Source organism: Thermomonas sp. (assembly GCF_025993755.1).
Lineage (GTDB): Bacteria > Pseudomonadota > Gammaproteobacteria > Xanthomonadales > Xanthomonadaceae > Thermomonas.
Genome location: NZ_JAMQHN010000155.1, coordinates 1 through 26,715, shown reverse-complemented (window position 1 = coordinate 26,715; position 26,715 = coordinate 1). Strand labels below are relative to the sequence as shown.

The following is a 26,715-nucleotide window of genomic DNA, read 5'->3' as shown; positions in this document are numbered from 1 at the left end:
CGCTTCCACGCCATGTCGGTGATGTGCAGCAGGCCGTCGATGCCGCCGAGGTCGACGAACGCGCCGTAATCGGTGAGGTTCTTGACCACGCCCTTGAGCACGGCGCCTTCGACCAGCTTCTCGAGCAGTTGCTCGCGCTCTTCGGAATGCTCGGTCTCGACGACCGCGCGGCGGGACACCACCACGTTGTTGCGCTTGCGGTCGAGCTTGATGAGCTTGAACTCCAGTTCCTTGCCTTCGAGGTAGGCCGGATCGCGCACCGGGCGCACGTCGACCAGCGAGCCCGGCAGGAAGGCGCGGACGTCCTTGATGTCGACGGTGAAACCGCCCTTCACCTTGCCGCTGATGCGACCGACGATCGTGGCGTTGGCTTCCAGCGCTTCCTCCAGTTCGTCCCACACCATGGACTTCTTGGCCTTGTCGCGGGAGACCTGGGTTTCGCCATAGCCGTTCTCGATCGATTCGAGGGCGACCTTGACTTCATCGCCGATGCCGACGTCGATTTCGCCGGCGTCGTTGCGGAACTGCTCGATCGGGACGATGCCCTCGGACTTCAGCCCGGTGTTGATGACCACGACGTCGTTGCGGACGTCGATCACGGTGCCCTTGACGATCGCGCCGGGCTTGAGCTTGGCGAGGTTGATCTGGCTGTTTTCGAACAGTTCTGCGAAGGATTCGGTTGCTGCGGAGTTCATGAAAAATCTCGGGTGGATACACAGGCCATCCGCGGATGCGGACGACCCACCTTGGGTCTGGCGCGGCGCAAGCCTTGCCATGTGCGAATGAAAGGACACCGCGAGCCGGATGGCCCGCGGAACGGTTCTGCCGCGAAAGATCGCCGACCGTCAGGAGCGCGGGATGGACACCAGTTCCAGTACCCGCGCGACCACGGCCTCGACGGCAAGCCCGGTCGTGTCGATGAGGACGGCATCCGGGGCGGGCCGCAGCGGCGCAACCGCGCGATTGGCATCGCGGGCGTCGCGGGCGACGATCTCTTGCAGCAGACCGCCTATTGTGACTGAAACCCCTTTGTCTTTCAACTGTTTATAACGCCTTTGTGCACGTTCCTCGGCGCTGGCGGTCAAAAACACCTTGAAGGCGGCCCCGGGGAAGATCACCGTGCCCATGTCCCGACCATCGGCGACCAGCCCCGGCGGCTGGCAAAACGCGCGCTGGCGCTCGGTCAGGGCGGAGCGCACCTCGGGGATCGCGGCAATGGCGGAAGCCGCCGCTCCGGCCGTCTCGGTACGCAGTTCGTCGGTCGCATCGACCCCGTTCACCAGCACCCGCGGCTCGCCTTCGGGGGTGTCGCGGAAAGCGACCTCCGTGGCGTGGGTGCAGCGCACCAGCGCCGTCTGGTCTGACAGGTCGAGCGTCGCCCAGCCCGCCGCAACCGCAACGGCGCGATAGAGAGCGCCGGAATCGAGGTAATGCCAGCCCAGCCGCCCCGCCACGAGGCGGCTGATGGTGCCCTTGCCCGATCCGGACGGCCCGTCGATGGTGAGGATCGGTGCGCCCGCTTCATTGTCCATGCCGCAATTATTGCCGATTGGCGATGAAAGCGACCCCGGGTTGACCCGCAGCGGGCGCTCAGGCTCATGTGTCGTTGGAATCACGCAGCCTTCTCCAGGCTCATGTGTCGTTGGAAGAGGCTATGTATTGTCATTGCTTGGAAAATCGCGCTAGAATGACTGGCTAGCGCCATTCATTTGTAATTCCTGCCGAGGTTTGTCATGAAGGTCCTGTCCTCCCTGAAGTCGGCGAAGACCCGCCACCGCGACTGCAAGGTCGTCCGCCGCCGCGGCAAGGTCTTTGTCATCTGCAAGTCCAACCCCCGTTTCAAGGCTCGCCAGCGCTGAGTTTCCTTGGCGCACTGACGTGTCCGGAAGCCGCCGCGAGGCGGCTTTCGCGTTTCCGGCGCGTTCGCTTGACGCCGCCCGTACCGTTTTCGCCCTAGAATCCACGGTTGTCACCCGATCCGGAGCACGTCGATGAAGCATCTGCTGTTCAAGACCGCCCTGTCCGCTGCCCTGCTCGGGCTGATCGGGACAGCCGGCGCCGACACCCTGCTGATCAATCGCGTCCAGCAGGAAACCGCCAACATGCCTTCCCGTGGCATGACCACGGCGCAGGTCCAGGCCAGGTTCGGCGCTCCCGGCGAACAGCTTGCGGCGCAGGGCGGGCAAAAGCGCGCATGGCCGGCCATCACCCGCTGGGTCTATCCGGGTTTTACGGTCTATTTCGAACGCGGTCGGGTGATCGATGCCGTGGCCAATCAGGCCACTCCGGACGAAATCGGTCCGAAACCGGCCACGCCCTGATTCGATGACAGACCACGCGCTGCGCTTCCCCGCCGAATGGGAACCCCAGTCGGCGATCCTGATCGCGTGGCCGCACGCCGGCACCGATTGGGCCGCACGGCTGCCTGAGGTCGAGACAACCTACGTTGCCCTGGCCGCAGCCGTCACGCGATTCCAGCCGCTGCTGATCTGTGTCCCGGATGCGGAAGTGCAGGCCCACGCCCAGGCTCTGCTCGGACGACACGGAATCCCGCCGCAGCGCCTTCGTTTCGTCCGGGTACCCTACGACGACACCTGGCTGCGCGACTCCGGCCCGATCACGCTGACCGCTCGCCCTTCCCCTCGGATCCCCGGGGAATCGGATGAGGCAGGCGCTTTCCATCTGCTGGATTTCCGCTTCACCGGCTGGGGCGGCAAGTTCGAAGCCGGCGCCGACGACCGTCTTGTCGAACGTCTGAACAAGTTGAACTTGTTTATCAATAATTCAATGCAATCAATTGATTTTGCATTGGAAGGTGGCGCCATCGACACCGACGGCGCGGGCACCTTGCTGACCACCTGGCGCTGCCTGCACGAACGCCACCCGCTCGCCAGTCGCACCGAATTGACCTTCAGGCTTTCCGGCTGGCTGCACCAGGACCGGGTGCTGTGGCTGGACCACGGTGCGCTGGAAGGCGACGACACCGACGCCCACATCGACACCCTCGCCCGCTTCGCGCCGGGCGACGCCATCGTGTTCCAGGCCTGCGACGATCCGGCCGATTCGCACCATGCCGATCTCAAGGCGATGGCCGACGAGATCGCCGCGCTGCGCACGCAGGGCGGCAAGCCCTACCGCCTGTTTCCCCTGCCTTGGGCCCGTCCCATCATGGACGAAGGTCGCCGTCTGGCCGCCAGCTACGCCAACTTCCTGATCCTCAACGGCGCCGTCCTGCTGCCGGCCTACGGCGACCCCGCCGACGACCGCGCCGCTGCGGTGCTCGCCCAGGCTTTTCCCGACCGCGAGATCGTCCAGGTGCCCTGCCGCCCGCTGATCTGGCAGAACGGAAGCCTGCACTGCATCACCATGCAATTGCCGGCAGGTCTGGTCTGAAGAATTCTTGACGCGGATTGCCGCGGATAAATGCCGATCCATCAAGTCATCCTGTCCGCGCACATCCGCTCCGATCCACGTCCAAACGCTTTCCTGCTTCTCACCACAGCCGACATACAATCACGGCATGAACACCAAGACCCTTCCCGTCGCGCTGGTTCAGGAAAAGAATCACGGCGACGCCGCGGCCAACCTCGCCGTGATCGAGGCGCGCGTGGCCGAGGCCGCCGCTGCCGGTGCGCGGCTGGTGCTGTTGCAGGAATTGCACAACGGCGCCTATTTCTGCCAGCACGAATCGGTGGGTGAATTCGACCTGGCCGAGCCCATCCCCGGACCTTCGACGGAACGCCTCGGCGCGCTGGCGAAAAAGCACGACGTGGTGCTGGTGTCGTCGCTGTTCGAGAAGCGCGCCACCGGGCTGTACCACAACACCGCCGTCGTCTTCGATGCCGACGGCCGCATCGCCGGCAAGTACCGCAAGATGCACATCCCGGACGATCCCGGCTTCTACGAAAAGTTCTATTTCACCCCCGGCGATCTCGGCTTCACCCCGATCCAGACTTCGGTGGGCAAGCTGGGCGTGCTGGTGTGCTGGGATCAGTGGTATCCGGAGGCGGCACGCCTGATGGCGCTGGCCGGCGCAGAACTGCTGCTGTATCCCACCGCCATCGGCTGGGATCCGGACGACGCGCAGGACGAGAAAACCCGCCAGCGCGATGCGTGGGTGCTGTCGCACCGCGGCCACGCGGTCGCCAACGGGCTGCCGGTGCTGAGCTGCAACCGCGTCGGCCATGAAGCCTCTCCGATCGGCGCGTCCGGCATCGACTTCTGGGGCAATTCCATCGTGCTCGGCCCACAGGGAGAAATCGTGGCCGAAGCCGGCACCGAAGCCACCGTGCTGCTGGCCGAGGTGGACATGCAGCGCAGCGAGCACGTGCGCCGCATCTGGCCGTTCCTGCGCGACCGCCGCATCGATGCTTACGGCGACCTGACGAAGCGCTACCGTGACTGAGGCCGACGCAAGCGCAGCGCAGCCGGCCGCCGCTGCCGAAGAACGCGCGCCCGCCGAACAGCCCACGGTCGAAATCGAACGCGACGGCGTCCACTACACGCTGCTGGGCACCGCGCACGTGTCCTGGGCCAGCGTCGACGCGGTGCGCGCCGCCATCGACAGCAATCGGTTCGATGCCATCGCGGTCGAACTGGACGCCCAGCGCCTCAAGGCCCTGACCCAGCCCGACGCAATGGCCGAGCTCGATCTGGTCAAGGTCATCCGCGAGCGCAAGGTCGCCCCGTTCGCCGCCAACCTCGCGCTGGCCGCCTACCAGCGGCGGCTGGCCGAGCAGATGGGCATCGAACCGGGCGCCGAGCTCAAGGCCGCTGCGGTCGAGGCGGAAGCCCGCGGCCTGCCGCTGCAACTGATCGACCGCGACGTCGGCATCACCTTCCGCCGCATCCTGCAGGGACTGGGCTGGTGGGATCGGATGAAGCTGATCGGCGGCGTCGGCGCCAGCCTGTTCTCCAGCGACGAGGTGGCCGAAGAGGACATCGAACGCCTGAAGGAAGGCGACATGCTCGAATCGAGTTTCAGCGAATTCGCAAAGCAGACGCCAACCCTGTTCGCCACCCTGATCGACGAACGCGACCAGTACATGGCGGCCAGGCTGCGCGAACGCAGCGATGGTGCGAAACACGTGCTGGCGGTGGTCGGCGCAGGCCATCTCAAAGGCATGGCCGGCTATCTTGAAACCGGCACGGAAGCGCCAGCCGCCGCCACCGAGCGCCTTTGCGAGATCCGCCAGCGCCGCAAGATCCCCTGGTTCACGATCGTCCTGCTCGCCCTGATCTTCGGCGGCATCGCCTGGGGTTACTACCACGGCGGCGCGAGCCTCGGCCGTGACCTGCTGCTGCAATGGGTGGCCTGGACCTGCGGCCTGACCGCGCTGGGCGCGCTGCTGGCCGGCGCGCGGCCGCTGGCGATCCTCGTCGCGACGCTGGTGGCGCCCTTCAAGCCGTTCCGCCCGACGTTCCCGTCCGGCATGTTCAGCGCGCTGATCGACCTGCGCTCGCGCAAACCCGCCTATCCGGATTTCCTCGCCCTGCGCGACGACGCCCAGACCCTGCACGGCTGGTACCGCAACCGCGTGACCCGCGTGCTGCTGGTGTTCCTGCTCACCAACCTCGGTACCGTTGCCGGGGAATATGTGGCGGGCGTAAGCATTTTCGGCAAGCTGGTGGGGGGCTGACGAGAGGATCAAGCCGACGCAGTTCCCGATCCGTCGGCGCGGAGCCTCCTTTCCCGCCTGCGAAGCGTTTCAGCCCGCCGTGACCGGTGGCGACTGCAACCCGACACGAACCCCGCGAGCCCTGGCAACCAGCCGCGCGCTGCCGCTGCGCAAATCGTCCAGCAGTGCGTAGATGGTGGGCAGGAACAACAGTGTGACGACGGTCGAGAACGCCAGGCCTCCGGCGATCGCGCGCGCCATCGGGTTGTACGGCGGGCCGTCGCCGGCGATCTGGGTGTTCGAGACCGCGATCGGGATCATCGCGAGGATCGCGGTACCCATCGTCATCATGATCGGGCGCAGGCGCTCGCGACTGCCTTCGATCAGGGCTTCGGTGCGCGGCAGGCCGCGCCGGCGCAGGTTGTTGATGTGCTCGATCATCACGATGCCGTTGTTCACCACCACGCCCATCAGCACGAGGATGCCGATGAAGGCCATGATGTTGAACTCGGTGCCGGTCAGCCACAGGCCCCAGTACACGCCCAGAATCGAAAACGCGACGCTGCTCATGATCGCCAACGGGAACAGCAGCGATTCGAACACCGAGGCCATCACCACGAACATCAGCACCAGGGCGATCCACACGTTGGCCAGCATCTGCTGGTTCATGTCCATGTTCATGCCGAAGCCGCCCCCTTCGAAGGTGTAGCCGTAGCCCGGCGGCAGGTCGAGTCCGCCGAGGATGGCCTCGATGTCCTTGCGCGCCTGCTCCATGCTGGCGCCCTGGGCGAGGCTGGCCTGGACCTTGAGCATGGTCTGCCGGTTCATGCGCTGGATCGAGTTGGCCGACGGCTGCACCGACACGTCCACCATCGCCAGCAGCGGCACGCTGCGGCCGTCGGGCGCGCGCACGGTGAAGGCCTGCAGGTTCTCCGGCCCGTAGTGCTCGGCGCCCTTGAAGCGGACGTTGACCGGGATCTCGATGTCGCCGCGCTGGAAGTCGCGCAGCGAGGAACCGCGCAGGGCCAGTCCGACGAACTGCGCCACCTGCTGCGCGGAGAAGCCGTAGGCGGCGGCGCGCTCGCGGTTGACGTGGACCGACAGTTCGCTGTTGGCATCGCCGGTGTTGACGCGAGCGTCGCGCAGGCTGCGGCTGCGCGCCAGCATCGGCAGCAGGTCGTTGGCGATGTCCTTGAGCACCTGGGTGGAATCCCCGGTCAGACTGAAGGAAATGTCCTGCCCGGAACCGCCACCCATGCCGCTGTCGCGGCCCATGCCGATATTGGCCCGCGCCGATTTCGGCAAGCCGGCGCGGATCAGGTCGGCGATCTGCTGGGCGCGCTTGCCGTCGCGCGTGTTCAGATCGACCTGGGTGAAGGCCCAGCCCTGTTCGGCATAGCGCGAATACACCTGCTTGACGTTGAACCGGGCGCGGTTGGCGTTGATGTAGCGCTCCACGGAACCGACCACCTCGCCCATCTGTTCCTTGGAGTAGGAGCCGTTCCATTGGTAGTAGATCTGGACCTTGGTCGGGTCTTTCTGGTCGCCGGTATCCCCCTTGGTCAGCTTGGCCGGAATCACGCTGATGGCGACGATCACGAGGATACCGGCCACGCTCCAGCCGCGGTGGCCCAAGGTCCAGCGCAGCAACCGCGCGTAGCGCTCCTGCAGGCGCGTGATGAAGGGCGATTTGACCGCAGGCGGCGTGCGCAGCTTCGCGGAGAGCATCGGAATCAGGCTGATGGCGACCAGCCAGGACGACAGCAGCGAGACCGAGATTGTCACCGCCAGCTGGGTCAGGAAGACGGTCAGCATGTTCTTCTCGCCGAACATCATCGGCAGGAACACGATGCAGTGGCACAAGGTGCCGGCCGACAGCGCGATGGCGACATGACGGGTACCGATCACCGAGGCCAGCCTCGGCTGGCCGGGGTATTTTTCGCGCTCTTGATAGATGCTCTCGACCACCACCACGGCGTTGTCCACCAGCATGCCGACCGCCAGCAGCAGGCCCATCATCGACAGGATGTTGAGCGTGATCCCGGCGAAATACATGAACCCCAGGGTCATGATGAAGCAGATCGGAATCGCCGTGCTCACCATCAGCACCGAGGGCCAATGGCGCAGGAAGAACCACAGCACGAACACCGACAGGATCAGTCCGATGGCGCCGGCTTCGGCCAGCGCCTTCAGCGAGCTGACCACCTGCTGGCCCTGGTCGTCCGTCACCTCGATGCGGATTCCCGACATCGCCGGGTCGCGTTTCAGCGCCTCCAGTTCGACTTGCACCGCACGCGAAAGGTCGACCAGGTTGGCCGCCCGTTCCTTGTAGATGTCGACGCCGACGCTCGGATGACCGTCCATCTGGCGCACGTAGGTCATGCGCATGGGCTTGAGTTCGACGTCGGCGATGTCGCCCAGGCGCATGCCGCGATCGTTGATCGGCATCGAACGCAGCTGTTCGAGATCGACCATCTCGCCCTTGGGCTGGATCCGCAGGCGCTGGCCGTTGTCGGTGATCATGCCGCCGGAAACCGCGAAATTTGCGGCCTGCAGGCGTGACACCAGTTCGTTGAGAACCACGCCGTTGGCGGTCAGGCGGTCGGGCTCGATCGCCACCACCACCTCCAGCTGCGGCACGCCCTCGACTTCGACCCGGGCCACGCCCGGCAGCCGTTCCAGCCGGCGCTTGATGGCCTGGTCGATCAATTCGCCGCGCGAGGTCAGATCCTCGTTGCTGGTCAGACGCAGGCTGATGGCCTCCTGGTCGCCGGTGCTCCAGCGCCAGACGAAATAGCGGCGGAAGTCGTCCGGCAGCTGGTCGCGGATCGCGTCGATGCGCTCCCGCGCTTCCGAGGCGGCGACCGCGACGTTGCGGCTCCAGTCGCTGAACTGGACGAACACGCTGCCGCTGTCGGCGGACGCGTTCGCGTTCATCGACTTGATCCCGGACATCGTCGCCAGCGCTTCCTCGACCGGCTTGACCACGTTCTGTTCGACCTCTTCCGGAGTCGAACCCGGGTACGGCAGCGACACGAAGAAGAACGGCGGACTGGCCTCCGGCATCGATTCCAGCGGCAGCCGGAAAGCGGCGATCAGGCCGATCACCACCAGCGAGACGAACACCATGATGGTCGTCACCGGACGCCGGATCGAGAACTCGGTGATGTTCACGCGGGCGCCCTCAACCCGGCGCCCCGTCGCCCAGGGAATCGTGCTCGTGGGAGAGCACGCCGGCGACTTCGGCCGCATCGCGGCGGGCGCGCCGGCCGCGTTCGGCGTAATAGCCGTCCGGGCGGCGATCGAGCAGATCGTAGACCACCGGGATCACCACCAGGGTCAGCAGGGTCGAGACCAGCAGACCGCCGATCACGGTGATCGCCATCGGGCTGCGCACCTCGGCGCCGTCGCCGAAGGCCAGCGCCAGCGGCAGGAAGCCGAACACCGCGCACAGGGTGGTCATCATGATCGGGCGCAGTCGCGAACGCGCGCCTTCGACCAGCGCCGGGCGCTTGGCGACGCCCTCCTCGCGCAGCTGGTTGACTTTGTCGATCAGGATGATCGCGTTCTTCACCACCAGCCCTACCAGCAGGATCAGGCCGATGAACACGACCACCGACACCGGCGAGCGGGTCAGCAGCAGCGCGCCGACGGCGCCGACCAGCGCCAACGGGATGGTGAACAGGATGACGAACGGATGCAGCAGCGATTCGAACTGCGAGGCCATCACCAGATAGACCATGAACACCGCCAGCCCGAAGGCGAACAGCAGCGACCGCAACGATTCGTCCAGCTCCTGGCCCTGCCCGCCGATCCGGATCCCGATATCGACCCCCAGCGGATTCCGCGCGACCATCGCCTCGACCTCGCGCACGGCGGTGCCCAGATCGATGTCACGCAGGTTGGCCGAGATCACCGCGACCCGGCGATGGTCGACGCGATGGATTTCGCTCGGACCGGAGGTGGCGATCACCCTTGCCACCGAATCCAGCTCCACCGGCGCGCCCTTGCCGGGATTGACGATCAGGTGGCGGATGTCGTCGACCGAGGCGCGTTCCGACTCGCGCACCCGCACCAGCACGTCGATCTTGCGATCGCGGAAGCTGTAGCGGGTGGCCACTTCGCCGGCCACCTTCTTGGTGACGGCGTCGGCAATCTGGCGCGTGGTCAGGCCCAGCGCGGCGGCGCGGTCGGGATCGAACAGGATCTGGATTTCCGGGAAGCCCTGCTCCACCGTCGATTTGACGTCGGCGTAGTGCGGGTTGTCGCGCAGCATGGCGGCAAGCTTGTTGCCGGCGGCGCGGATCGCGTCGAGATCGTTGCCTTCCACTTCGATTTCCAGCGGCGGCGACAGGCTGAACAGCTCCGGCCGCGCGAAGTCCACCTGTACGCCCGGGTGGTTGGCCATGGTGGCGCGCAGGGCCTCGGTGAGCGGGCCCTCGGCGCTGTTGCGGGTCATCACCACATCGAGCTTGCCGATGTTCTCGCCGCTTTCGGTGGGACTGGCGTCGAGCCGGGTGCCGGCGCCGGAGACGCCGTAGAGCACGCGCGCGCCATCGTCATGATCGTGCGCCGCCTCGACCTGACGGATCAGGGCGTCGGTGCGCGCCAGTGGCGTGCCCGGCCGCAGCTTTGCGGTCATCTCGAAGCGGTCCTGCGCCAGCTGCGGGATCAGATCGGTGCCGAGGAAGGGCATGACCGCAAGCGTGGCCGCGAACGCAAGGCCGGCCACCAGCAGAATGGGCGCGGGCCGTTGCAATGCCGCAGGCAGGATCCTGAGGTAGCCGTTTTCCGCGCGTTTGTAGAGCGCCATCCAGACATCGCTGGCCTTGCGCATGATCGGGCCCACCACGTGCCCGAGGCCACGCCAGAGGCGGACGACGAGCCACGCGATTCCGAAAAAGCCGTAGCGGAACACCCCACCCAGACCGCGGCCTGCGTACATGGCCGGCTTCTGCCAGCGCTTTTCAGGCGTCCAGCGCGGAGCCGGCGCTTCTTCGGGAAACCCCATCGGCGCTCGGCCCTTGAGCGAACTGAGCATCGGCACCAGGGTCATCGCCACCACCAGCGAGACCGCCACCGCGATCGCCACGGTCAAGGCCTGATCGCGGAACAGCTGGCCGGCGATGCCTTGCACGAACACCAGCGGCAGGAACACCGCGATGGTGGTCAGGGTCGATGCCATCACCGCCATCCCGACCTCGCGGGTGCCGGCGATCGTCGCATCCAGCACGCCCAGACCGCGCTCGCGCGCCTTGGCGATGGATTCGAGCACCACGATGGAATCGTCGACCACCAGTCCGGTCGCCAGCGCCAGGCCGCCCAGCGACATCACGTTCAGGCTCAGATCGAGCCGGCCCATGAAGAAGAACGTGGCGATGATCGACACCGGCAGCGACAGGCCGATGACGAACGTGCTCCAGCCGTCGCGCAGGAACAGGAAAATGATCAGGATCGACAGCAGGCCGCCGATCACGCCATCGACCTTGACGTCGTTCACCGCATTGCGGATGAAGATCGACTGATCCTCGATGGTGGTCAGCTCGACATCGCGCGGCAAGTTCCGGCGGATCTCGTCGAGCCTTGCCTGCAGCGCGTCGGCGGTGGCGACGGTATTGGCATCGCCTTCCTTGTAGATCGCCAGTTCAACCGCCTCGCGGCCGTTCATGCGGATGATGGTTTCGCGTTCCTTGTAGCCCTGCCGCACGCTCGCGACATCGCCCAGCCGTAGCGCCTGCCCGCCTGCGGTGGCCGACGATCCGCCGGACTGCTGGGCCAGCGCCGCCATCACGCTGGCATCGCCGCTGGCCGCCGCCACCCGCATCGCCTGTTGCGAGCCGCTGGTATCGGCCGCGGCCGCCCGTGTGGTCAGCAGCATGTTGCGGATTTCATCGACGCTGGCGAACTGGTTGACCGTGCGCACCAGGAAGCGCTGCGAGCCCTGCTCCAGCCGGCCGCCGGAGATATTGACGTTCTCCTGCTGCAGCCGCGAAATCACGCTGTCGATGGTCAGCCCGAGCTGGGCCAGCCTGCCCTGATCGAGATCGACCTGGACCTCGTCCTCAAGGCCACCGCCGACCTTGACCGCAGCCACCCCGGAAACGGGTTCGAGCCGACGCTTGAGATCTTCGTCGGCATAGCGGCGCAACTCGACCAGTCGCCGCAGTTCCTCGGCATCGTTGCGGGCCTGACTGGCCGACAGCGCCAGCCGCATGATCGGCTGGGTCGAGGGATTGAAGCGCAGCAGCACCGGCGGCTTGGCGTCGAGCGGAAGCTGCAGCGACTCCATCTTGTCGCGCACGTCCAGGCTCGCCTGCTCCATGTCGGTGCCCCAGGCGAACTCCAGCACCACGTCGCTCTGTCCGGTGCGCGAAATGGATTTGAGCCGGCGCAATCCCTTGACCACGCCCAGCGTCTCCTCGGCCGGCTGCGAGATCAGGGTTTCGACCTCGGCTGGCGCAGCGCCCGGGTATTCGGTGCGCACGGTCAGCGTCGGATAGCTCAGGTCCGGCAGCAGGTTGACCTTCAGCCCGCCCAGCGCGATCAGGCCGAACAGGACGAGGGTGATCGTCATCATCGCCACCGTCACCCGCCGGCGGGTGGCGAACTCGACCAGGCTGAAGCCGCGGGACGGCGCGGCCAGCGGATCGTTGGCCTGCTCGGAACTCATCGGGCGTCCTGCGCGGTCGCGCCGGCCGGCTTGGCCGGCGCGGCGGCCAGCACCTTGACCGCGCTGCCGTCGCGCAGCGCCGCCTTGCCGGCCACCACCACGCGATCGCCGTCCTTCAGACCGGCACGCACCTCCACCCAGGGACCGTCGTCGTAGCCCAGCTGCACCGCGGTGCGTGCCACCTTGTCGCCGCGCACCACGAACACCGCCGGATCGCCCTCGTCATCGAGCAGCGCCTCGCGCGGAATCACCAGGGCGTCGTTGCGCTGGTCGTAGCGGATGCGGATACGACCGAACATGCCCGGCTGCAGCGCGTCGTTGCCGTCGAAAGCCACGATCACCCGGAAGGTGCCGCTGCCGGCATCGACCACCGGCGAGACCCGATCCACCGTTCCGGCGAAGCTGCGCCCGGGCAGCGCATCGATCGCGAGATCGACCGGCTGGCCGGTCTGGATGGTTTCGATTTCCCGCTCGGGCACGTTCAAGGTCGCTTCCAGCCGCGAGGTATCGACCACGGTGAAGATCGGCGAATTGATCTGCACGAAGTTGCCGGGCTTGATGTCGCGGCTGGCGATGACGCCGGAAATCGGCGCCGTGACATTGCCGTAGGAGAGTTCGAGCTGGGCCATGCGCAGTTGTTCGCGCGCATTGGTCAGGTCGAACCGCAGCTGGTCGACGTCATTGGCGCTGACCATCTTCTGCTCGGCGAGCTGGACCGCACGCCGATAGTTGGCTTCCAGCTTGCCGACCTGCGAGGACGCCTGAGCGACCTGCAGCGTGGCGCGGTCGCGATCGATCCGCAGCAGGGTCTGGCCGGCCTGGACGTGCTGGCCGACATCGACCAGCACCTGCAGCGCGATCCCCGAGGTCTTGGACACCACCTGCGCCTCGCCGCGGGCTTCCAGCGCCGCGGTGCCGGAATAGCTGGCGGCGATGGTCCGGCGCCCCACCGGGGCGACCTCGACCGGCACCGCCTCGGGCGCGGCTGCATCCTTGCCATCCTTGCCGGTGTCGCCGGTCTGCACCTTGCAGCCCGCCAGCCCGAAAACCAGCGCCAGCGTGGCCAGCAGGGCCAGCCGCGACAGAGCGCGCGCAAAATCCTTGTCGTGCATCGGAATCGACCAATGATTGGTGTTGTAGCAAAGTATGTCACCGCCCGCGCGGCTTGCGCATAAGCCGAAGGTCATGCCTTGATGTACGTCATTGCGTGATGGACGCAGCGGCGCGCATCGCTATACTTGAGTGATCGCGTTCGACTTTCATTCGTCGCGAACTCACTCCACGGGGAACCCATCACAATGTTGCGATCGTTGTCGATTGCCGCCGGCCTTGCCCTGCTGGCCGCGGCATTTTCCGTCACCGCCCAGGATCCTGCACCTGCCGCCACCCAGGAAGCCCCTGCCGCCGCTGCGCCGGCGCCGGCTCCCGCCGCTGCCCCTGCCCCGGCTGCCGCCGGCCCCGGCGACGCCGCCCGCGGCAAGGCGCTGACCTATACCTGCCGCGGCTGCCACGGCCTGACCGGCTACAAGAACGCCTACCCGAGTTACCACGTGCCGAGGATCGGCGGGCAGTCGGAAACCTACCTGCGCAATGCCCTGAACGAATACCGCAACGGCAACCGCCAGCACCCGACGATGCAGGCCCAGGCGGAGAGCTTCTCCGAGCAGGACATCAACGACATCGTCGCCTACCTTTCCACCGTGAAGTGAGCCCAGCCATGAACAAGATCTCCATGACCGTGCTCGCCGCCGCCTGCGCCCTGGTCCTGTCGGCCTGCGGCACTTCCGGCGCACCGGAACATGCCGTCGACGGCGGCAATGCCACCGTTCCCGCCCGCCTGCCGGACGGCAACATCGAGGCCGGTCGCACCCTCGCCACCAAGGGCGAAGGCAGCACCGCCGCCTGTGTCTCCTGCCACGGCGCCGAAGGCAACGCCCCGCTGGCCGACATGTATCCGAAGATCGGCGGCCAGTACGGCGACTACATCGCCCACGCCCTGCAAGCCTACCGTTCCGGCGCCCGCAGCGGCGGCACCGGCGAGGTGATGGCAGCGCAGGCCAAGGGCCTGAGCGACCAGCAGATCGCCGACCTGGCCGCGTATTTCGCCAGCGTTCCGCCGCAGTTGCGCGACCTGCAGAACGCGAACTGAGGCTGCAGCCAGTTGCCGCGTCACGAAGTGGTCGCAAGGCCCCTTCGTCGTTTCACGGCCGGCACTTGACCATCATCATGGTCTCCGCACGTGCTTCGGGCGACACTGTGCCCTCGCGACAGGCCACCGGACATGGGCAGACGCATCGCCATCGAGCTCAACCCGACGTTTGAAATCGTGATCGACGGCGCGCCGATCGCGCATGCGCTGGGGCTGGACAAGGACGCCTTCTTCCGCCTGCTGGCACAGCGCAAGATCGACCGGCTGTGCGAACGCGGCACCGGCGAGGACACCGGCCGCTGGCGCGCTAGCTTCTACCACGGCCACAAGCGCGTGCGGGTGGTGGTGGATCGCGACGGCCGCATGCTGGAACCGCCGGAAGTCAGCGAGCGCACGCCGCAAAAGCGCTGAAGGACGATCGAAAAGAAGGCCCGGCTCCGCAGGCATTGCGCCTGTCGAGAGTCGGGCCTCATCCGCCGAAGCGATTCTGTACGTTGCCTTGCGCGGCGTGCAGTTTTTCTCCAGCCCGCTCAGGCTAGCGCAGCGAATGTTAGAAAACGGCTAAGCGGCGCGCATTCATCTTTGCCGTTCGTCGGCGTTGCGCATTCAGTCAAATCGACGTGGAAATGCCCGCGAAAAGTCAGGCGCCGTCCGTTCGCATCGCATCGTCCGGATTTTCCGCCCACGGCCACCAGCCGCGTCCAGTCAGGGCATAGCGGTCGGCGGCCCGTTCGAAGCGGTTGCGCGCGCTGACCGGGCCGCCCGAAAGCAGGTACAGCGGCAGGAACAGCAGGCCCAGACACATGTATTGATAGACATGGGCGCGCTCGTGGTCGGCCATCGAGATGGCCGGCTCGTCCGCCAGACCGGCGCGGCAGGCGTAGGTGCGGCAGGGGCAGGCCAGATCCGTCCCGGTGTGCAGGATGACGTTGCCCAGCGTGATCGCCCCGCCCGGGCCCCAGGGAAACTTCTGGAACACCAGCGCCAGATCCTGCGGCCGCCACGCGACGCGGGCGCCGAAAGCCAGCGCGACAAGGCCCGCCAACAGGCCGAACAGGGACATCGGCAACGCCCACAGACCGCCCAGCGCGACCAGCGTGCCGCGCAGGACCGGATTCAGGCGACGCTCCGGCATGGCAGGGCCCGCTGGCTCAGGTGCGCCGCTGCAACCAGTCGTGGATGGTCTGCGGCACCTCGCGCTGGGCGCGGCTGGAAACGTAGATGCCGATGTGCCCGCCCTTGAACGCCAGCTCGGTGTAGTCGTCGCTGCCGATCAGCCCGCGCAGCGCGCGCGAGGAATCCGGCGGCACCAGGTGATCCTGCAGCGCATAGATGTTCAGCACCGGCATGTCGATCTCGCCCAGATGCACCTCGTTGCGGCCGATGCGCGGCGGCGTGCCGGTCATGAAGCGGTTTTCCTGGAAGAACTGCTTGCTGAACTCGCGGAAGGCTTCGCCGGCCTGGTCGGGCGAATCGAAGATCCACTTCTCCATCCGCAGGAAATCCTCCATCGCCTTCCGGTCGTCGAGGATGTCCACCATGCCGACGTACTTCTGCGCGAACAGCCGCCACGGCTTGAGCATCAGGTAGGTGAAATTCATCATGTCGGCGGGCACGTTGCCCAGCGTGTCCACCAGCAGGTCGACGTCGATCTCGCGGTTCCAGTTCGACAGCATGTTGTCCGGCGTGTGGAAATCCACCGGGGTCACCATGGTGATCAGGTTCCTGATCTTTTCCGGATGCAGCGCGGCGTAGCACAGCGAGAATGCGCCGCCCTGGCAGATGCCGAGCAGGTTGATCGACGGCAGGCCGCAGGCCTTGCGCAGGTGGTCCACCGCGCCGCCGATGAAACGCTCGATGTAGTCTTCCAGCGTCAGGAAGCGGTCGGAACGGTCGGGATAGCCCCAGTCGATGACATACACGTCCTCGCCGCGCTCCAGCAGGCCCTTGACCAGCGAGCGGTCCTCCTGCAGATCGACCATGTACGGGCGATTGACCAGCGCGTAGCTGATCAGGGTCGGCACCCGCGCACTGGGGCGGCGCTCGCCCTTGAAGCGGTAAACCGCGACCTTGCCGTCGCGCCAGACCTCCTCGCGGGGCGTCGCGCCGTAATCGACGTCGTCCATTTCGCGCAGGGTGCGCACGCCGGCGCCGAGCTTGCGCTGCAGTCCGGCCGCTTCTTCGGCCAGCGATTCCGGGGTGATGTTCAGCGGTCCTTGCATGTCAGCGCTTCCTTGCGGCAGGCTTGCCGCGCTTCATCGTTCCGGATGGCTGGGGTTTGCGTGCGCCGGTCTTGCGTGCGGCCGGCGCGGCTTTCTTTGCGGCTTTCTGTGCGGCCGGTCTGGCTGCAGCCTTTTTCGCTGCGGGCTTCTTCGCCGCAGGTTTTGCGGGTGCGGCCTTTGCCGGCGGTGCGTTCGGCTGTTCGCGTCCCATCGCCTGCAACGCGCGCTCCAGTTGCGCGATCTTGCGATAGGCGCCATCCAGTTCGCTGCGGCCCGGCAATCCCCACGCCTGCGTCGTCTGCTCGGCGATGGCCTGCGCCGCTGCGCGCAGTTGCATCTGCGCGTTGGCCAGTTCGCCAAAGGCGTGGCGATAGTCCTTCGACAGGGCGGCCTCCGCCCAGGCGTCCTCGGCGGCATCGACCCACAGGTCGAACAGCGCGCGCACGCTGCCGATCTGGCGGCCCGGTTCTTCATGCTCGATCAGCTTCGACTCGAAACGGTCGAACGCGGCCTGCGAGACCTTGGCCAGCAGCGCGTTGTAGCCGCGCTGCGCGTCCTGCATGCGCAGTTGCGCCTTGCCCAGCGCCTGCAGCCGTTCCTGATGCTCGCGGGTGAAGCCGAACGCCGGCAGTCCAAGCGTGCCCATGGCCTGCGTGCGCAGCCCGTCCAGCCACGGCGCCGCCGCCTCGCTCCACTGCGTGAGGTTTTCCAGCCCCGGGCCGCGCAGGCCCTGCAGCAGGCTGTCGAACGGATGGCCGCCGCCGAACGCCTTGCGCCAGGCCTCGACCACGTCGTGCGCGCGGTGTTCGCGGCCTGCGAACTGCGACGCCACCTGCTGCATCTGGCCGTACCAGTCGCGGCACTGGCCCTGGAAACGTTCGAGCAGCCCGCCGAAACCGCCCTGCATGCCCGCCTGCTTCGCCCACAGGTTCAGCGATTCGTCGAGCCCCTGCTTGCCGACGTCGAAGCCGAGCCCCGCCGAGCCCTCGCGCAGGGCGTTGGCCCACAGGCCCCAATAGCGCTGTGCCAGCGCCGCCGGATCGTTTGGAATATCAGCCATGCGTCCTCCGTGTCTGAGCAAATCGTAGCAACGCGCCGCCACGGTCGCCATCACGGGGCGATCCGTCCCTGCCGAAACGGGCAATCAAGGCTTGCGCCCGACGCGCTGGAGCAGGAAGCGCCGCCCGAGCAGCGCCCCGATCAGGGCGTCCAGACCCACGAGGACGACCAGCAGGCCGAATCCCAGCCGCAGCGGCGCACCGCCGGACAAGCGCGCGATCCAAAGCCCCGCGATCAGGCACAGCAGTCCCGCGAGCAATCCGAAAATCCGCACCTTTGGCCGGTTTGCACCACTCCCTGCGGCCATCCTGTCCTCCGCGCCATCCCGCGCAGTGTGCCACGCAGCAGGCGCCATCGCCGCGTCCCGACCCACCGGAACGCGCGGCAATCAGTGCGGCATCGCCAGATTCTCCGCCGCCAGCGGCTGGCCCATGCGCGGCACGGTGGGGATCACCGCATCCGCCGGCAACGCGCCCTTGCCGTCGAGACTGGCATCGACGCGATCCAGCGCCGCATACACATAGGGCAGCAGCGGCAGATAGACCGCCGCCAGATGGGGCAAGGCGAGGAAGGCATCGAAGTGCTGGGCGCTTCTCACCTGCCAGTAGCGCACGTCGCGGCCGGCTTCGCGGGCCATCGCCACGTACGGCAGGCTGGAGAACGCCTGTGGCACCAGTCCGTCGTCGGTGCCGTGGACGATCATCACCGGCAGCCCTGCGCGCGGCAGCGCGGCGCGGGTTTCCTCGACGCCCTTGCGCACGCGGACGCCCGCCTCCGAGCCGTCCGTCCACAGCGCACGCAGGCAGCGCATGCCGCCGACGCCCAGATCCGCCTGCGGGTTCGGATCCATGATCGCCACGCCGTTGCCGGGCGGAATGCCGGCGGCATCGGACCACCACGCGGCGCGCTCCTCCGGCGTTGCTGCACGTGCAACCGCTGCCGTGACCACCGGGCCCGTCGCCGAATACCAGTAGCCGCAGGGATGGGCGTCGTGCGGATAGCGGCCATAGGCCGAAGCGTAGGCAACCGCAATCGCGCGCCACAGGTCGAAGGTGACGGCGATCGAACCGGCGCGGATGGCCGCGTCGGTCCAGCCGGAAGCGTGCAGTGCGTCCAGCGCCTCCTGCTGGCGCGCTTCCGGCGTTGCGCCCCGGAGCACGCCCAGTCGCGCCAGTTCGGCGCAGCGCAAATCGCTGATTGGCTGCGACGGAATGCCCAGCTTCGGCAAGGCGCAGGGCATCAGCAGGGCGGCTTCGGTGGTGTAGTCGTAGAGGCTGCGCGCGCCGTGGCCCCGGGCAAGGACGTTCGGCTCACCGGCCACCACCGCGTCCAGCCATGGCTCTGCATCTTCGGCCGCGCGCAGGACCGCGCCGCCGCCGTTGGAAATGCCCACGGCGATGACGCGGGTGTTCTCGAAGGTGAACGGCGCGGCCTGCGGCAACTGCGCGTTCAAGGTTTCGATCGCGAACTGCGCGGCCTGCTTCACATGCCGCCCCCAGTCCGCTTCCGGGTTGTCCTGCGAATGGGCGTGCTTGAAGGCGACTCCGTGACCGCCTTTCGTCTTCGGCGAGAACGCAAGGCCGGCCTCGGGCGAGGCCACCTGCCCCGCCGCATCGAAGCCGAGGTTCGCATCGATGTCGAAATAATCGCTGCCGGTGCCTTTGTCGGTATAGACGACCGCGCAGCCGCGCGGGAGACCCCAGGCGCCGGCGACCGCGATCGCACCGTAGATGCCGCGCGAGCCCGACGACGGCGCGACGACGAGGCAGCGCTTGGCTACGTCGAAATTGTCCGGCAGCTGCAGCAGGACGCGATGCGGCTGCTTCGCTCCCGGCAGCGTGGCGAAGGCGCTGAACTCGCGTCCCGGCACGCTGGCGACGCTGCCGTACAGCTCGCCATAGCCGCCGCCCGGCGCCAGATCGGCAATCCCGCGCCAGCTGCTCCACAACGCGCGCCGGCGCAGTTCTTCGGGCGTCGGATGCGCCGCGTCCGCAAACGCGGGTGCCACCATCGCGCGCAACCCCTCCAGGCCCAGTCCCGCAGTCAACAGATCGTCCTGACCGCGATGCTCGGTGCTGCGCTGATGGCTGAACATGGCCGTCTCTCCTCCCTTGGCGGGCAGGCCGACGGCGCTGCCCAGCAGCAGGATCGCGGCCATCCAAACGTGCTGTCGAAGTGGTTTCATGATGCCGACCTTACCCTGTGCGGCGTCGTCCTGCGTCGTACTTTCGTACCACGGGCCGCGTCCCGCGTTCCTGTTAGCGTAGTCGCCAACGTGGAACGTCGCGAAAACGGGTTGACGATGGACGGTTTCTTGCATGGGCGCTGCGCGCTGGTAACCGGCAGCACCTCGGGGATTGGCCTGGCGATCGCACGCCGGTTGGCCGCCGCCGGCGCGCGAGTGGCCGTGCATGGGCTGGGTACGGAAGAACAGATCGCCGCCGCGGTCGCAAGCGTGCAGGCCGAAGGGCATGGCGAGGGGCACGGCGAGGTGCGCCACTTCGGCGGCGACCTGCGCGATGCCGGCGCCATCGAACGACTGATGGGCGCGGTGGCCGACTGGTCGGGCAACATCGACATCCTCGTCAACAATGCCGGCATCCAGCACACCGCGCCGCTGGCCGAAATGCCGCCGGAAAAATGGGATTCCATTCTCGCCATCAACCTCGGTTCGGCCTTCCACACCATGCGCCACGCCCTGCCCGCGATGGCCGGCCGCGGCTACGGCCGCGTCATCAACATCGCCTCGGTGCACGGGCTGGTGGCCTCGAAGGAGAAATCACCGTACGTCGCCAGCAAGTTCGGACTGGTGGGCATGAGCAAGGCGGCGGCGCTGGAATACGCAGCGTATGGCAGCCGCGATTCGGGCGGCATCACCGTCAACTGCATCTGCCCGGGCTGGGTGGAAACCCCGTTGATCGAACCGCAGATCGAGGCGCATCGCGGCGGCGGCAGCCGCGACGACGGCGTGCGCGCCCTGCTGGCCGAAAAACAGCCCAGCCTGCGGATGTCCCTGCCCGAGGAGATCGCCGCGCTGGCGGTATTTCTGTGCCGGCGCGAGGCCCACAACCTGACCGGATCGGCGATTCCCGTGGACGGTGGCTGGACGGCGCAGTGACGAAGTCCCTCCGAATGCGCCAAAGTAGCCCGTGATGCCTACCCTGCTGATCGCCGACGACCACCCGCTTTTTCGCGCCGCACTCAAGCAGGCTGCGCGCGATGCGCTGGGCGAGGTCGAGCTGTTCGAAGGCGATTCGCTGGAATCGGTGCTGACCCTGCTCGATGCCCAGCCGCACGTGGATCTGGTGCTGCTCGACCTGCACATGCCCGGCAACCACGGCCTGGCCGGCCTGGCCGCCGTGCGCGCCCAGTATCCGGGCGTTGCAGTCATCGTGGTGTCGGCCAACGACGATCCGCGCGTGATCCGCCGGGCGCTCGACCACGGAGCCGCCGGCTACCTGCCCAAGAGCTCCGGGCTGGACGAACTGCGCGACGCCATCCGCACCGTGCTGGCCTGCGAGACCTGGCTGCCCCCGGCGCTGCGCGCCAGCGTGGCCCGGTCGCAGAGCGCGCCGGGCGACGCCGACCTCGCGGCGCGCCTGGCCAGCCTGTCGCCGCAGCAGTTCCGGGTGCTGTCGCTGGTCGCCGACGGCCTGCTCAACAAGCAGATCGCCGATCGCCTGGACATCCAGGAACGCACCGTCAAGGCCCATCTGACCGCCATTTTCGAGCGTCTGGGGGTACGCAACCGCACCCAGGCCAGCGTGGTGCTGCGTGAGCTGGAACTGACCGATCCAGCGCGACGACTCGAAGTCTGAACCTCTCGCTGGCTGGAAGCGCGCCGGATCAGGAACTCTCTCCCGCGCCCGCCTGGCGGGCAGCCACGAACGCACCGCGCACGACGGCCAGCAGTTCGTCGTCGTCCCAGGGTTTGGTCAGGAACCGGAACACCGAGCCGCGATTGACGGCATCGGTAATGACGTGGATGTCGGTATAGCCGGATAGGATGATCCGGACGACGTCCGGGTAGAGGCTTTTTACCTTGTCCAGCAATTCCGTGCCGGACATGCCGGGCATGCGCTGGTCGGAAATGATGACGTGCACGCGCTGCATCGCCAGCGATTCCAGGGCCTGCTCCCCGGAATGCGCAATCAGCACGCTGTAGCCTTCTTCCCGCAGCAGACGGCTCAAGGACTTGCAGATGCTCGGCTCGTCGTCGACCACGAGGATGCGCCGTTGAGCGTCGTCCTGCGCGCGGACGAGGGCGAGCTTGTGGTCCTGGCGCAAATAGCCGGCATATTTGTCAGCATCCACCGGCGGACTGAAGTAGAAGCCCTGGATTTCATCGCACTGGTGCTGGACCAGGTAGTTGAGCTGCGCAGCCGTCTCGACCCCTTCGGCAACCGACGTCAGGCCAAGACTGCGGGCGATCCCGATGATGGCCTGGGCAATCGCCGCGTCCTCGACGCTGGTGGTGATTTCGGTGACGAAACTGCGGTCGATCTTGACACGGCTGAACGGCAAGCATTTGAGCTGCGACAACGAGGAATATCCGGTCCCGAAGTCATCGAGCGCCAGGCTGATCCCGAAGTCGCGCAACGCCCGCAGGGTTGTGGTAGCTGCCGCAACATCCTGCATCACGGCGCTCTCGGTGATCTCGAGCTCCAGCCACTTCGGTTCCAGCGCGTTCTCGCGAAGCGCCTCGACGACCACCCCCAACAAGTCGCCGCGTCCCAGCTGCGCCGCCGACACATTGGCTGCAACGGGCTGGATCGGCAGCCCCTGCGCACGCCAGGCGGCCTGTTGCGCACACACCTGGCGAATGACCCAGGCCCCGATCGGAACAATGAGCCAGGAGCGCTCGGCAACCTCGATGAACTCCGCTGGCGAGAGCAGCCCACGCTCCGGGTGCTGCCAGCGCAACAGCGCTTCGGCGCCGACCATCTTGCCCTTCACCACGTCCACCTTGGGCTGATAGACCAGGGTGAACTCGTCGTGGTCCAGGGCGCTCCGCAGCTCGGCCTCCATTGCCGTGCGGCGTGAACGCAAAGCCGTGGCTGCCGACGAATACAGCACTGACCGCTTGCCGGATTCCTTCGCCAGCAGCACGGCAGCATCCGCGTGATCCAGGCCAATCGGGATGTCGTAGCGCCCGCCCTGTTCGGGATAACGCGCCACGCCCAACTCCGCGTCCAGGGCTATGGATTGCCCCGCGACGTCGAACGGTTGGGCGAAAACCGCAAGCACCATGTCCTCGAAAGCATCCAGCTCGGCCTCCGTGGCGGCAAGCCGAGCCACCGCGAACTTGTCGCCGCCGCTGCGGCCGACCAGGCTGTCCTCCCCCATCGCGGTCCGCAGGCGATCCGCGACCGCGCTGAGCAGATGGTCGCCCATCGCGTAACCCATCTGCCGGTTGAGCTCGGAAAATCCTTTGAGATCGATGACGCCGATGCTGATCCGCCAGCGCCGCTCCCCGGCAACGACGGAAAGGTCCGCCAACCGCTTGCGAAACGCGCCTGCGTTCATCAATCCGGTCAATGGATCGAAGTTCGTCAGGCGCTCCAGACGCCGCGCCGTATGCAGATGCTCCAGCGCGTAAGACAGATCATCGACCATCCAGGTCAGCAGCTCGATCTCGTCATCGTCGAAGGCATGCGGTTCGGGCGACATCAAGATCAGTACGCAATTCGTTTGCCCATCCACCCGCAGCGGAAACGCCGCCCCCGACCGGATTCCGATCTCGTTGAGCCTGCCGCGCGCGCGTTCGGAGGCGGCTGCCGACCGCATCGAATTGACGATTATCGGGCGGCCCTCGCGCAGCAGGCTCCAGCTGAACGCGTCGGGGCTCTCCGTTGATTGCAGCAGGGATTCGATCACGCGACCGCCCCCTTCCAGCGTTCCTTCGGCCGCCAGCATGTTCGGAGTGCCGGCGACCGGATCGAGATCCACCGCCAGCGCAAAAACGAAGCCCCCGTCATAGACCGCCACCCGACATGCCTCGAGGAGCAGCGGTATCCGGTCGGTTCGGCGCAGCATCACGGAGTGGATGCCGCCGATCATGCTGCGAATGCGCTCGAGACGGGCGATCTTGCGCTGCTGCGCGTTGTGTTCGGTGACGTCCCGCACGACCACCATGACCTCGTCGTTGCCGATCGAAGTGGCGGACAGCCGCAAATCGACCTTCCCATTCACGACCCGACGCAGCGGCCACTCCCCGGATCCGGGTTCTCCGGCGCGGGCGCGGGCGAACAGCCGCTCGATCGCATCGGCATCGGCCGCGGCAAACGAATCGATGAACCGGGCGCCGGTCATTGCCTCCTCCGTCTCGGCGAACGTCTTGCACAGGCTGGGGTTCACGGCCTGGATTCTTCCATCCGGGGCGAGGATCGCGATCCCCGCGATCGAGGACGCGAACAGGCGTCGATAGCGCTGTTCGGCCGCCTGCATGGCCTCCTGGGCCTTGATGCGGGCGGAGCTGTCGATTCCGACGCCGATGATGCATCCGCCCTCGTCGAGGTCCACACGTCGCCCCGTCAGGAAGAAGGGACGCAGTTCGCCGCTCTTGAGCCGGATTCGCCCTTCGAAGGCATCCTCGCCGCCAACGGACAGCAGGCGCTCCATTTTTTCGTGGAAGGCGGGGCGTTCGGGCTCGGGTACAAGATCCAGGCGGGTCATCGATCCCAGTTCGGCGGCGGAATATCCCGTCGTTCGCTCGAAGTCCCGATTCCAGCGCAAGAACCTGCCCAGACGATCGTAAACCACGAGCATCCCGGGCATGCTGTCGAAGATGGCGGTGGTCAGGCGTTGTTCCTCGGCAACGGCCGCTTCGGCCCGAGTCCGGGCCTCCGATCGGTCGCTGTCGTCGAGGCCGAAGCCGATGCTGTCGGCTACTCCCTTCAGCAAGGTGATTTCGCGATTACCGAAATATCCGACGTGCTTCGAATAGACGCTGAGCACACCGCACACGCGCCCTTCCTGACGAATCGGGAACGCCGCCGACGAACGCAGTTCGCGTCCCGCAAGCCGATCCTTCCAGGGCTCGATGTCCGGATCGGACGCAAGATCGTTGCGCACTTCGAACATCCCCGAACGAAACGCGCGCCCGGTCGGACCTCGGCCGAAGGGCCGGTCCTCTGCATGGATGACCAGGCCGTCCACGTAGTCGGTCGTCTCGCCGCTGGCCGCCGCAGGGACGATCAGCCCCGATTCCGGGTCAAGAAAGCCCGCCCAGGCGAGCGTCAAACCGGCGTCCTCGACCAGCGCGCGGCAGGCATCCTGCAACAGCACTTCGCGCCCCGGCTGATCGACCAGCATCCGGTTGACGCGGCTGAGCGCCGCATACAGCTGCATCAACCGCAGCGCCTCGCGTTCGCGCTGGCGCAGCATCGTGACGTCATGGATGATCTTGCAGCCGCCGACCAGCTTCCCGCCGTGGTCATGGATCGGGAAGGCGCTGATCACCACCGAAAATTCGCGACCGTCGCACCTGCGTCGAATGGTTTCGCGCGACTCCATTTCCCGCCCTGCGCGGATCGCGGCGAGCAGTTCATCCGTTTCCCGTCCCTGCCCTGCCGCTGCAAGAGCGTTAACGGACATTCCCAGCGCCTCCGAACGAGTGAAGCCGTAGATCGCTTCGGCTGCGGGATTCCACTCGGTGATCGTACCCTCCAGATCCATTTCGACGACCGCGTCCAGCGACGATGCGAGCAAACCCTTGAGCAGCGCGTCGGAAGACGCCATCCGCTCGCATACCGACGCGCTGCCCGGTTCACCCACGAGACATGCAAGGGACGTCAGCAGACGCTGTTTGTCCGGGCTCCATTCCGCCGGTTCAGGCAAAAGCACGGCAATTGCGCCCTTGGTTGCCAGACAGCAGGCATCGATCGGCGCAGCGGCCAGCCGCGTTCCCGGCAGGACATCGGATGCGGGCAGCGGAGCTTCCCCGCCGGCTGTGCCGGCCGAGCCGGATTCGCCGGTGCCGGATGCCCGCAGTTCGGCCTCGCACCGCACGTCAGGTCCGAGTGCGGCGCCTTGGCGCTCACTCATGCCGATCGCCGCAAGGGGGCGTTCCGCCTCCGAATCGAACGCCACGATCAAAGCGGCATCCGCTTCGAACCACTTCATCGCCAGCTGCAGCACGTCCAACAAACCCGTGGTCGGCAGCCACTGGCTGGGGGGGGCGCCGAACACTTTCGGCTTGTTCCATGACCGTCGCGTTTGCTTCATGCGCACCTGCATCGTCACTCGCAGCCGCCGCAGAATCTTCTGGCAGGGTAACAAGCCGAAGAAGGTTTATGCTGTACCACCATACTAAAGATGCCGTTTAGGCAAGATCAATGAGCGGGAACAGAGAACCGAGGGGGGTTTCCCTCGCGTCCATTCGTCCCAGCCTGCGGTTCGCTTGGCACGGATCGCAAGCGGCGGACGCCGCCACACCGGGGCGCCGCTGGAACCCCGTGCTGCTCCCGCGCCAGCCCCCGTCGTTGCCGGAGCGGCAGTGAGCATGCAGCCGGAAACGGGCGTCCTCGAGGACACGATCTCGTCGCTGGTCCAGTCGATGAGCGTGGCCTTGGCCGTAGCCGACGAGACGGGGCGTCTGCTGTTTGCCAATCAGGCATCCCGCCTGTTCGCGCGGTCACTGGATCCCGTTCGCGAAGAAAGCGACCAGGCGCTCCTGCAGCGCTGGCTTCCGATATTGATGCCACAGCATGCGGTGGACATGTGTCGCCAGTTCGGCTCGTGGTCTGGCGAGATCGGACTGTCCACCGCGACGGCGATCGACCGGAGGGTGGCCATCCAGCTGGTCGCATTGGGGCCGGCTCTCACCCCACCGTACGGTCTGATGGTGCGCGACGTCACCAAGGAGTACCAGCGCGAAACGGAATTATTCCAGCGCAACGGCGATCTGGAGGTGGCCTATGCCAAGCTCCGTGATGTGCAGGATCAAGTGTTGCGAGCCGAGAAGCTGGCGTCCATCGGTCAGCTCGCAGCTGGCGT

General features: G+C 66.8%; 22 protein-coding genes. 11 read left to right on the top strand and 11 right to left on the bottom strand.

Translation table 11 applies throughout. The annotated features are described in order from the left end of the window. Positions 1-695: S1 RNA-binding domain-containing protein (locus Q0X16_RS11480; RefSeq protein WP_297834478.1), on the bottom strand; the 695-nt coding region annotated here is incomplete at its 3' end. Positions 696-845: 150 nt separating this feature from the next. Then, on the bottom strand, positions 846-1,532 hold the full coding sequence (gene cmk, locus Q0X16_RS11475; protein ID WP_297834476.1) for a (d)CMP kinase: 687 nt from the start codon (positions 1,530-1,532) through the stop codon (positions 846-848). A 201-nt stretch (positions 1,533-1,733) separates the two neighbouring features. Between cmk and ykgO the strand changes: the two genes are divergently transcribed. The 5 genes from ykgO to Q0X16_RS11450 all read left to right on the top strand — a co-directional run bounded on the left by ykgO (position 1,734) and on the right by Q0X16_RS11450 (position 5,639). Then, on the top strand, positions 1,734-1,859 hold the full coding sequence (gene ykgO, locus Q0X16_RS11470; RefSeq protein ID WP_005913193.1) for a type B 50S ribosomal protein L36: 126 nt from the start codon (positions 1,734-1,736) through the stop codon (positions 1,857-1,859). Between the two features lie 132 nt (positions 1,860-1,991). Further along, a complete protein-coding gene (locus Q0X16_RS11465; protein ID WP_297834472.1) occupies positions 1,992-2,321 on the top strand; it encodes a hypothetical protein in 330 nt (109 codons plus the stop codon). Positions 2,322-2,325: 4 nt separating this feature from the next. Then, positions 2,326-3,393 (top strand): agmatine deiminase family protein, encoded by a 1,068-nt coding sequence (locus Q0X16_RS11460; RefSeq protein WP_297834469.1) that lies wholly within the window; start codon positions 2,326-2,328, stop codon positions 3,391-3,393. Positions 3,394-3,520: 127 nt separating this feature from the next. Further along, on the top strand, positions 3,521-4,405 hold the full coding sequence (locus Q0X16_RS11455; RefSeq protein ID WP_297834464.1) for a carbon-nitrogen hydrolase: 885 nt from the start codon (positions 3,521-3,523) through the stop codon (positions 4,403-4,405). A 73-nt stretch (positions 4,406-4,478) separates the two neighbouring features. Next, complete coding sequence (locus tag Q0X16_RS11450; protein ID WP_297834490.1) at positions 4,479-5,639, top strand: TraB/GumN family protein; 1,161 nt, start codon at positions 4,479-4,481, stop codon at positions 5,637-5,639. 69 nt (positions 5,640-5,708) lie between these two features. Here the strand turns inward: Q0X16_RS11450 and Q0X16_RS11445 are convergent, their stop codons facing one another. From Q0X16_RS11445 to Q0X16_RS11435, 3 genes are read right to left on the bottom strand one after another with little or no spacing between them, the layout of a single operon-like run. After that, complete coding sequence (locus tag Q0X16_RS11445; RefSeq protein WP_297834461.1) at positions 5,709-8,792, bottom strand: efflux RND transporter permease subunit; 3,084 nt, start codon at positions 8,790-8,792, stop codon at positions 5,709-5,711. 10 nt (positions 8,793-8,802) lie between these two features. Continuing rightward, positions 8,803-12,288, bottom strand: a complete 3,486-nt coding sequence (locus tag Q0X16_RS11440) for an efflux RND transporter permease subunit (RefSeq protein ID WP_297834458.1) — start codon at positions 12,286-12,288, stop codon at positions 8,803-8,805. Continuing rightward, positions 12,285-13,400, bottom strand: a complete 1,116-nt coding sequence (locus tag Q0X16_RS11435; RefSeq protein WP_297834455.1) for an efflux RND transporter periplasmic adaptor subunit — start codon at positions 13,398-13,400, stop codon at positions 12,285-12,287. Before Q0X16_RS11435 ends, Q0X16_RS11440 begins: the two co-directional genes overlap by 4 nt. 222 nt (positions 13,401-13,622) lie before the next feature. Here Q0X16_RS11435 and Q0X16_RS11430 point away from each other — a divergent pair, with 222 nt between their 5' ends. The 3 genes from Q0X16_RS11430 (at position 13,623) to Q0X16_RS11420 (ending at position 14,848) form a co-directional block, all read left to right on the top strand. Continuing rightward, positions 13,623-13,997 carry a c-type cytochrome gene (locus Q0X16_RS11430; protein ID WP_345780295.1) on the top strand — a complete coding sequence of 125 codons (375 nt, stop codon included), beginning with the start codon at positions 13,623-13,625 and terminating at the stop codon, positions 13,995-13,997. A gap of 8 nt (positions 13,998-14,005) precedes the next feature. Next, positions 14,006-14,437, top strand: coding sequence for a cytochrome c (locus Q0X16_RS11425; protein WP_297834449.1), 432 nt, complete (start codon positions 14,006-14,008; stop codon positions 14,435-14,437). 132 nt (positions 14,438-14,569) lie between these two features. After that, positions 14,570-14,848, top strand: coding sequence for a DUF6522 family protein (locus tag Q0X16_RS11420; protein ID WP_297834446.1), 279 nt, complete (start codon positions 14,570-14,572; stop codon positions 14,846-14,848). Positions 14,849-15,077: 229 nt separating this feature from the next. Here Q0X16_RS11420 and Q0X16_RS11415 read toward each other — a convergent pair whose 3' ends face one another. The 5 genes from Q0X16_RS11415 to Q0X16_RS11395 form a co-directional block, all read right to left on the bottom strand. Further along, positions 15,078-15,572 (bottom strand): hypothetical protein, encoded by a 495-nt coding sequence (locus Q0X16_RS11415; RefSeq protein WP_297834443.1) that lies wholly within the window; start codon positions 15,570-15,572, stop codon positions 15,078-15,080. 16 nt (positions 15,573-15,588) lie between these two features. Next, positions 15,589-16,659, bottom strand: coding sequence for a class III poly(R)-hydroxyalkanoic acid synthase subunit PhaC (locus Q0X16_RS11410; protein WP_297834440.1), 1,071 nt, complete (start codon positions 16,657-16,659; stop codon positions 15,589-15,591). A gap of 1 nt (position 16,660) precedes the next feature. Further along, complete coding sequence (locus Q0X16_RS11405) at positions 16,661-17,719, bottom strand: poly(R)-hydroxyalkanoic acid synthase subunit PhaE (protein WP_297834437.1); 1,059 nt, start codon at positions 17,717-17,719, stop codon at positions 16,661-16,663. An 84-nt stretch (positions 17,720-17,803) separates the two neighbouring features. Continuing rightward, positions 17,804-17,977 carry a hypothetical protein gene (locus Q0X16_RS11400; RefSeq protein WP_297834434.1) on the bottom strand — a complete coding sequence of 58 codons (174 nt, stop codon included), beginning with the start codon at positions 17,975-17,977 and terminating at the stop codon, positions 17,804-17,806. A 129-nt stretch (positions 17,978-18,106) separates the two neighbouring features. Beyond that, on the bottom strand, positions 18,107-19,876 hold the full coding sequence (locus Q0X16_RS11395; protein ID WP_297834431.1) for a 3-hydroxybutyrate oligomer hydrolase family protein: 1,770 nt from the start codon (positions 19,874-19,876) through the stop codon (positions 18,107-18,109). Positions 19,877-20,020: 144 nt separating this feature from the next. On the opposite strand from Q0X16_RS11395, the gene Q0X16_RS11390 reads away from it, so the two are divergent. After that, positions 20,021-20,836, top strand: coding sequence for a 3-hydroxybutyrate dehydrogenase (locus Q0X16_RS11390; protein WP_297834429.1), 816 nt, complete (start codon positions 20,021-20,023; stop codon positions 20,834-20,836). Positions 20,837-20,870: 34 nt separating this feature from the next. Beyond that, positions 20,871-21,536, top strand: coding sequence for a response regulator transcription factor (locus Q0X16_RS11385; RefSeq protein WP_297834487.1), 666 nt, complete (start codon positions 20,871-20,873; stop codon positions 21,534-21,536). Positions 21,537-21,564: 28 nt separating this feature from the next. Here Q0X16_RS11385 and Q0X16_RS11380 read toward each other — a convergent pair whose 3' ends face one another. Further along, complete coding sequence (locus Q0X16_RS11380; protein WP_297834484.1) at positions 21,565-24,486, bottom strand: EAL domain-containing protein; 2,922 nt, start codon at positions 24,484-24,486, stop codon at positions 21,565-21,567. A gap of 1,729 nt (positions 24,487-26,215) precedes the next feature. Here Q0X16_RS11380 and Q0X16_RS11375 point away from each other — a divergent pair. Further along, positions 26,216-26,715, top strand: a 500-nt coding sequence (locus Q0X16_RS11375) for a hypothetical protein (RefSeq protein WP_345780294.1), incomplete at its 3' end; no start/stop codon positions are given.

What these genes read in the sequence shown, in the direction of transcription:
- Q0X16_RS11410 (WP_297834440.1), bottom strand. Translation starts at nt 16,659, where the DNA reads ATGCAAGGACCGCTGAACATCACCCCGGAATCGCTGGCCGAAGAAGCG.
- Q0X16_RS11415 (WP_297834443.1), bottom strand. Translation starts at nt 15,572, where the DNA reads ATGCCGGAGCGTCGCCTGAATCCGGTCCTGCGCGGCACGCTGGTCGCG.
- Q0X16_RS11395 (WP_297834431.1), bottom strand. Translation starts at nt 19,876, where the DNA reads ATGGCCGCGATCCTGCTGCTGGGCAGCGCCGTCGGCCTGCCCGCCAAG.
- Q0X16_RS11440 (WP_297834458.1), bottom strand. Translation starts at nt 12,288, where the DNA reads ATGAGTTCCGAGCAGGCCAACGATCCGCTGGCCGCGCCGTCCCGCGGC.
- Q0X16_RS11455 (WP_297834464.1), top strand. Translation starts at nt 3,521, where the DNA reads ATGAACACCAAGACCCTTCCCGTCGCGCTGGTTCAGGAAAAGAATCAC.
- Q0X16_RS11385 (WP_297834487.1), top strand. Translation starts at nt 20,871, where the DNA reads ATGCCTACCCTGCTGATCGCCGACGACCACCCGCTTTTTCGCGCCGCA.
- Q0X16_RS11435 (WP_297834455.1), bottom strand. Translation starts at nt 13,400, where the DNA reads ATGCACGACAAGGATTTTGCGCGCGCTCTGTCGCGGCTGGCCCTGCTG.
- Q0X16_RS11380 (WP_297834484.1), bottom strand. Translation starts at nt 24,486, where the DNA reads ATGCTCGTGGTTTACGATCGTCTGGGCAGGTTCTTGCGCTGGAATCGG.
- Q0X16_RS11390 (WP_297834429.1), top strand. Translation starts at nt 20,021, where the DNA reads ATGGACGGTTTCTTGCATGGGCGCTGCGCGCTGGTAACCGGCAGCACC.
- Q0X16_RS11460 (WP_297834469.1), top strand. Translation starts at nt 2,326, where the DNA reads ATGACAGACCACGCGCTGCGCTTCCCCGCCGAATGGGAACCCCAGTCG.
- Q0X16_RS11465 (WP_297834472.1), top strand. Translation starts at nt 1,992, where the DNA reads ATGAAGCATCTGCTGTTCAAGACCGCCCTGTCCGCTGCCCTGCTCGGG.
- Q0X16_RS11420 (WP_297834446.1), top strand. Translation starts at nt 14,570, where the DNA reads ATGGGCAGACGCATCGCCATCGAGCTCAACCCGACGTTTGAAATCGTG.
- Q0X16_RS11425 (WP_297834449.1), top strand. Translation starts at nt 14,006, where the DNA reads ATGAACAAGATCTCCATGACCGTGCTCGCCGCCGCCTGCGCCCTGGTC.
- Q0X16_RS11405 (WP_297834437.1), bottom strand. Translation starts at nt 17,719, where the DNA reads ATGGCTGATATTCCAAACGATCCGGCGGCGCTGGCACAGCGCTATTGG.
- cmk (WP_297834476.1), bottom strand. Translation starts at nt 1,532, where the DNA reads ATGGACAATGAAGCGGGCGCACCGATCCTCACCATCGACGGGCCGTCC.
- ykgO (WP_005913193.1), top strand. Translation starts at nt 1,734, where the DNA reads ATGAAGGTCCTGTCCTCCCTGAAGTCGGCGAAGACCCGCCACCGCGAC.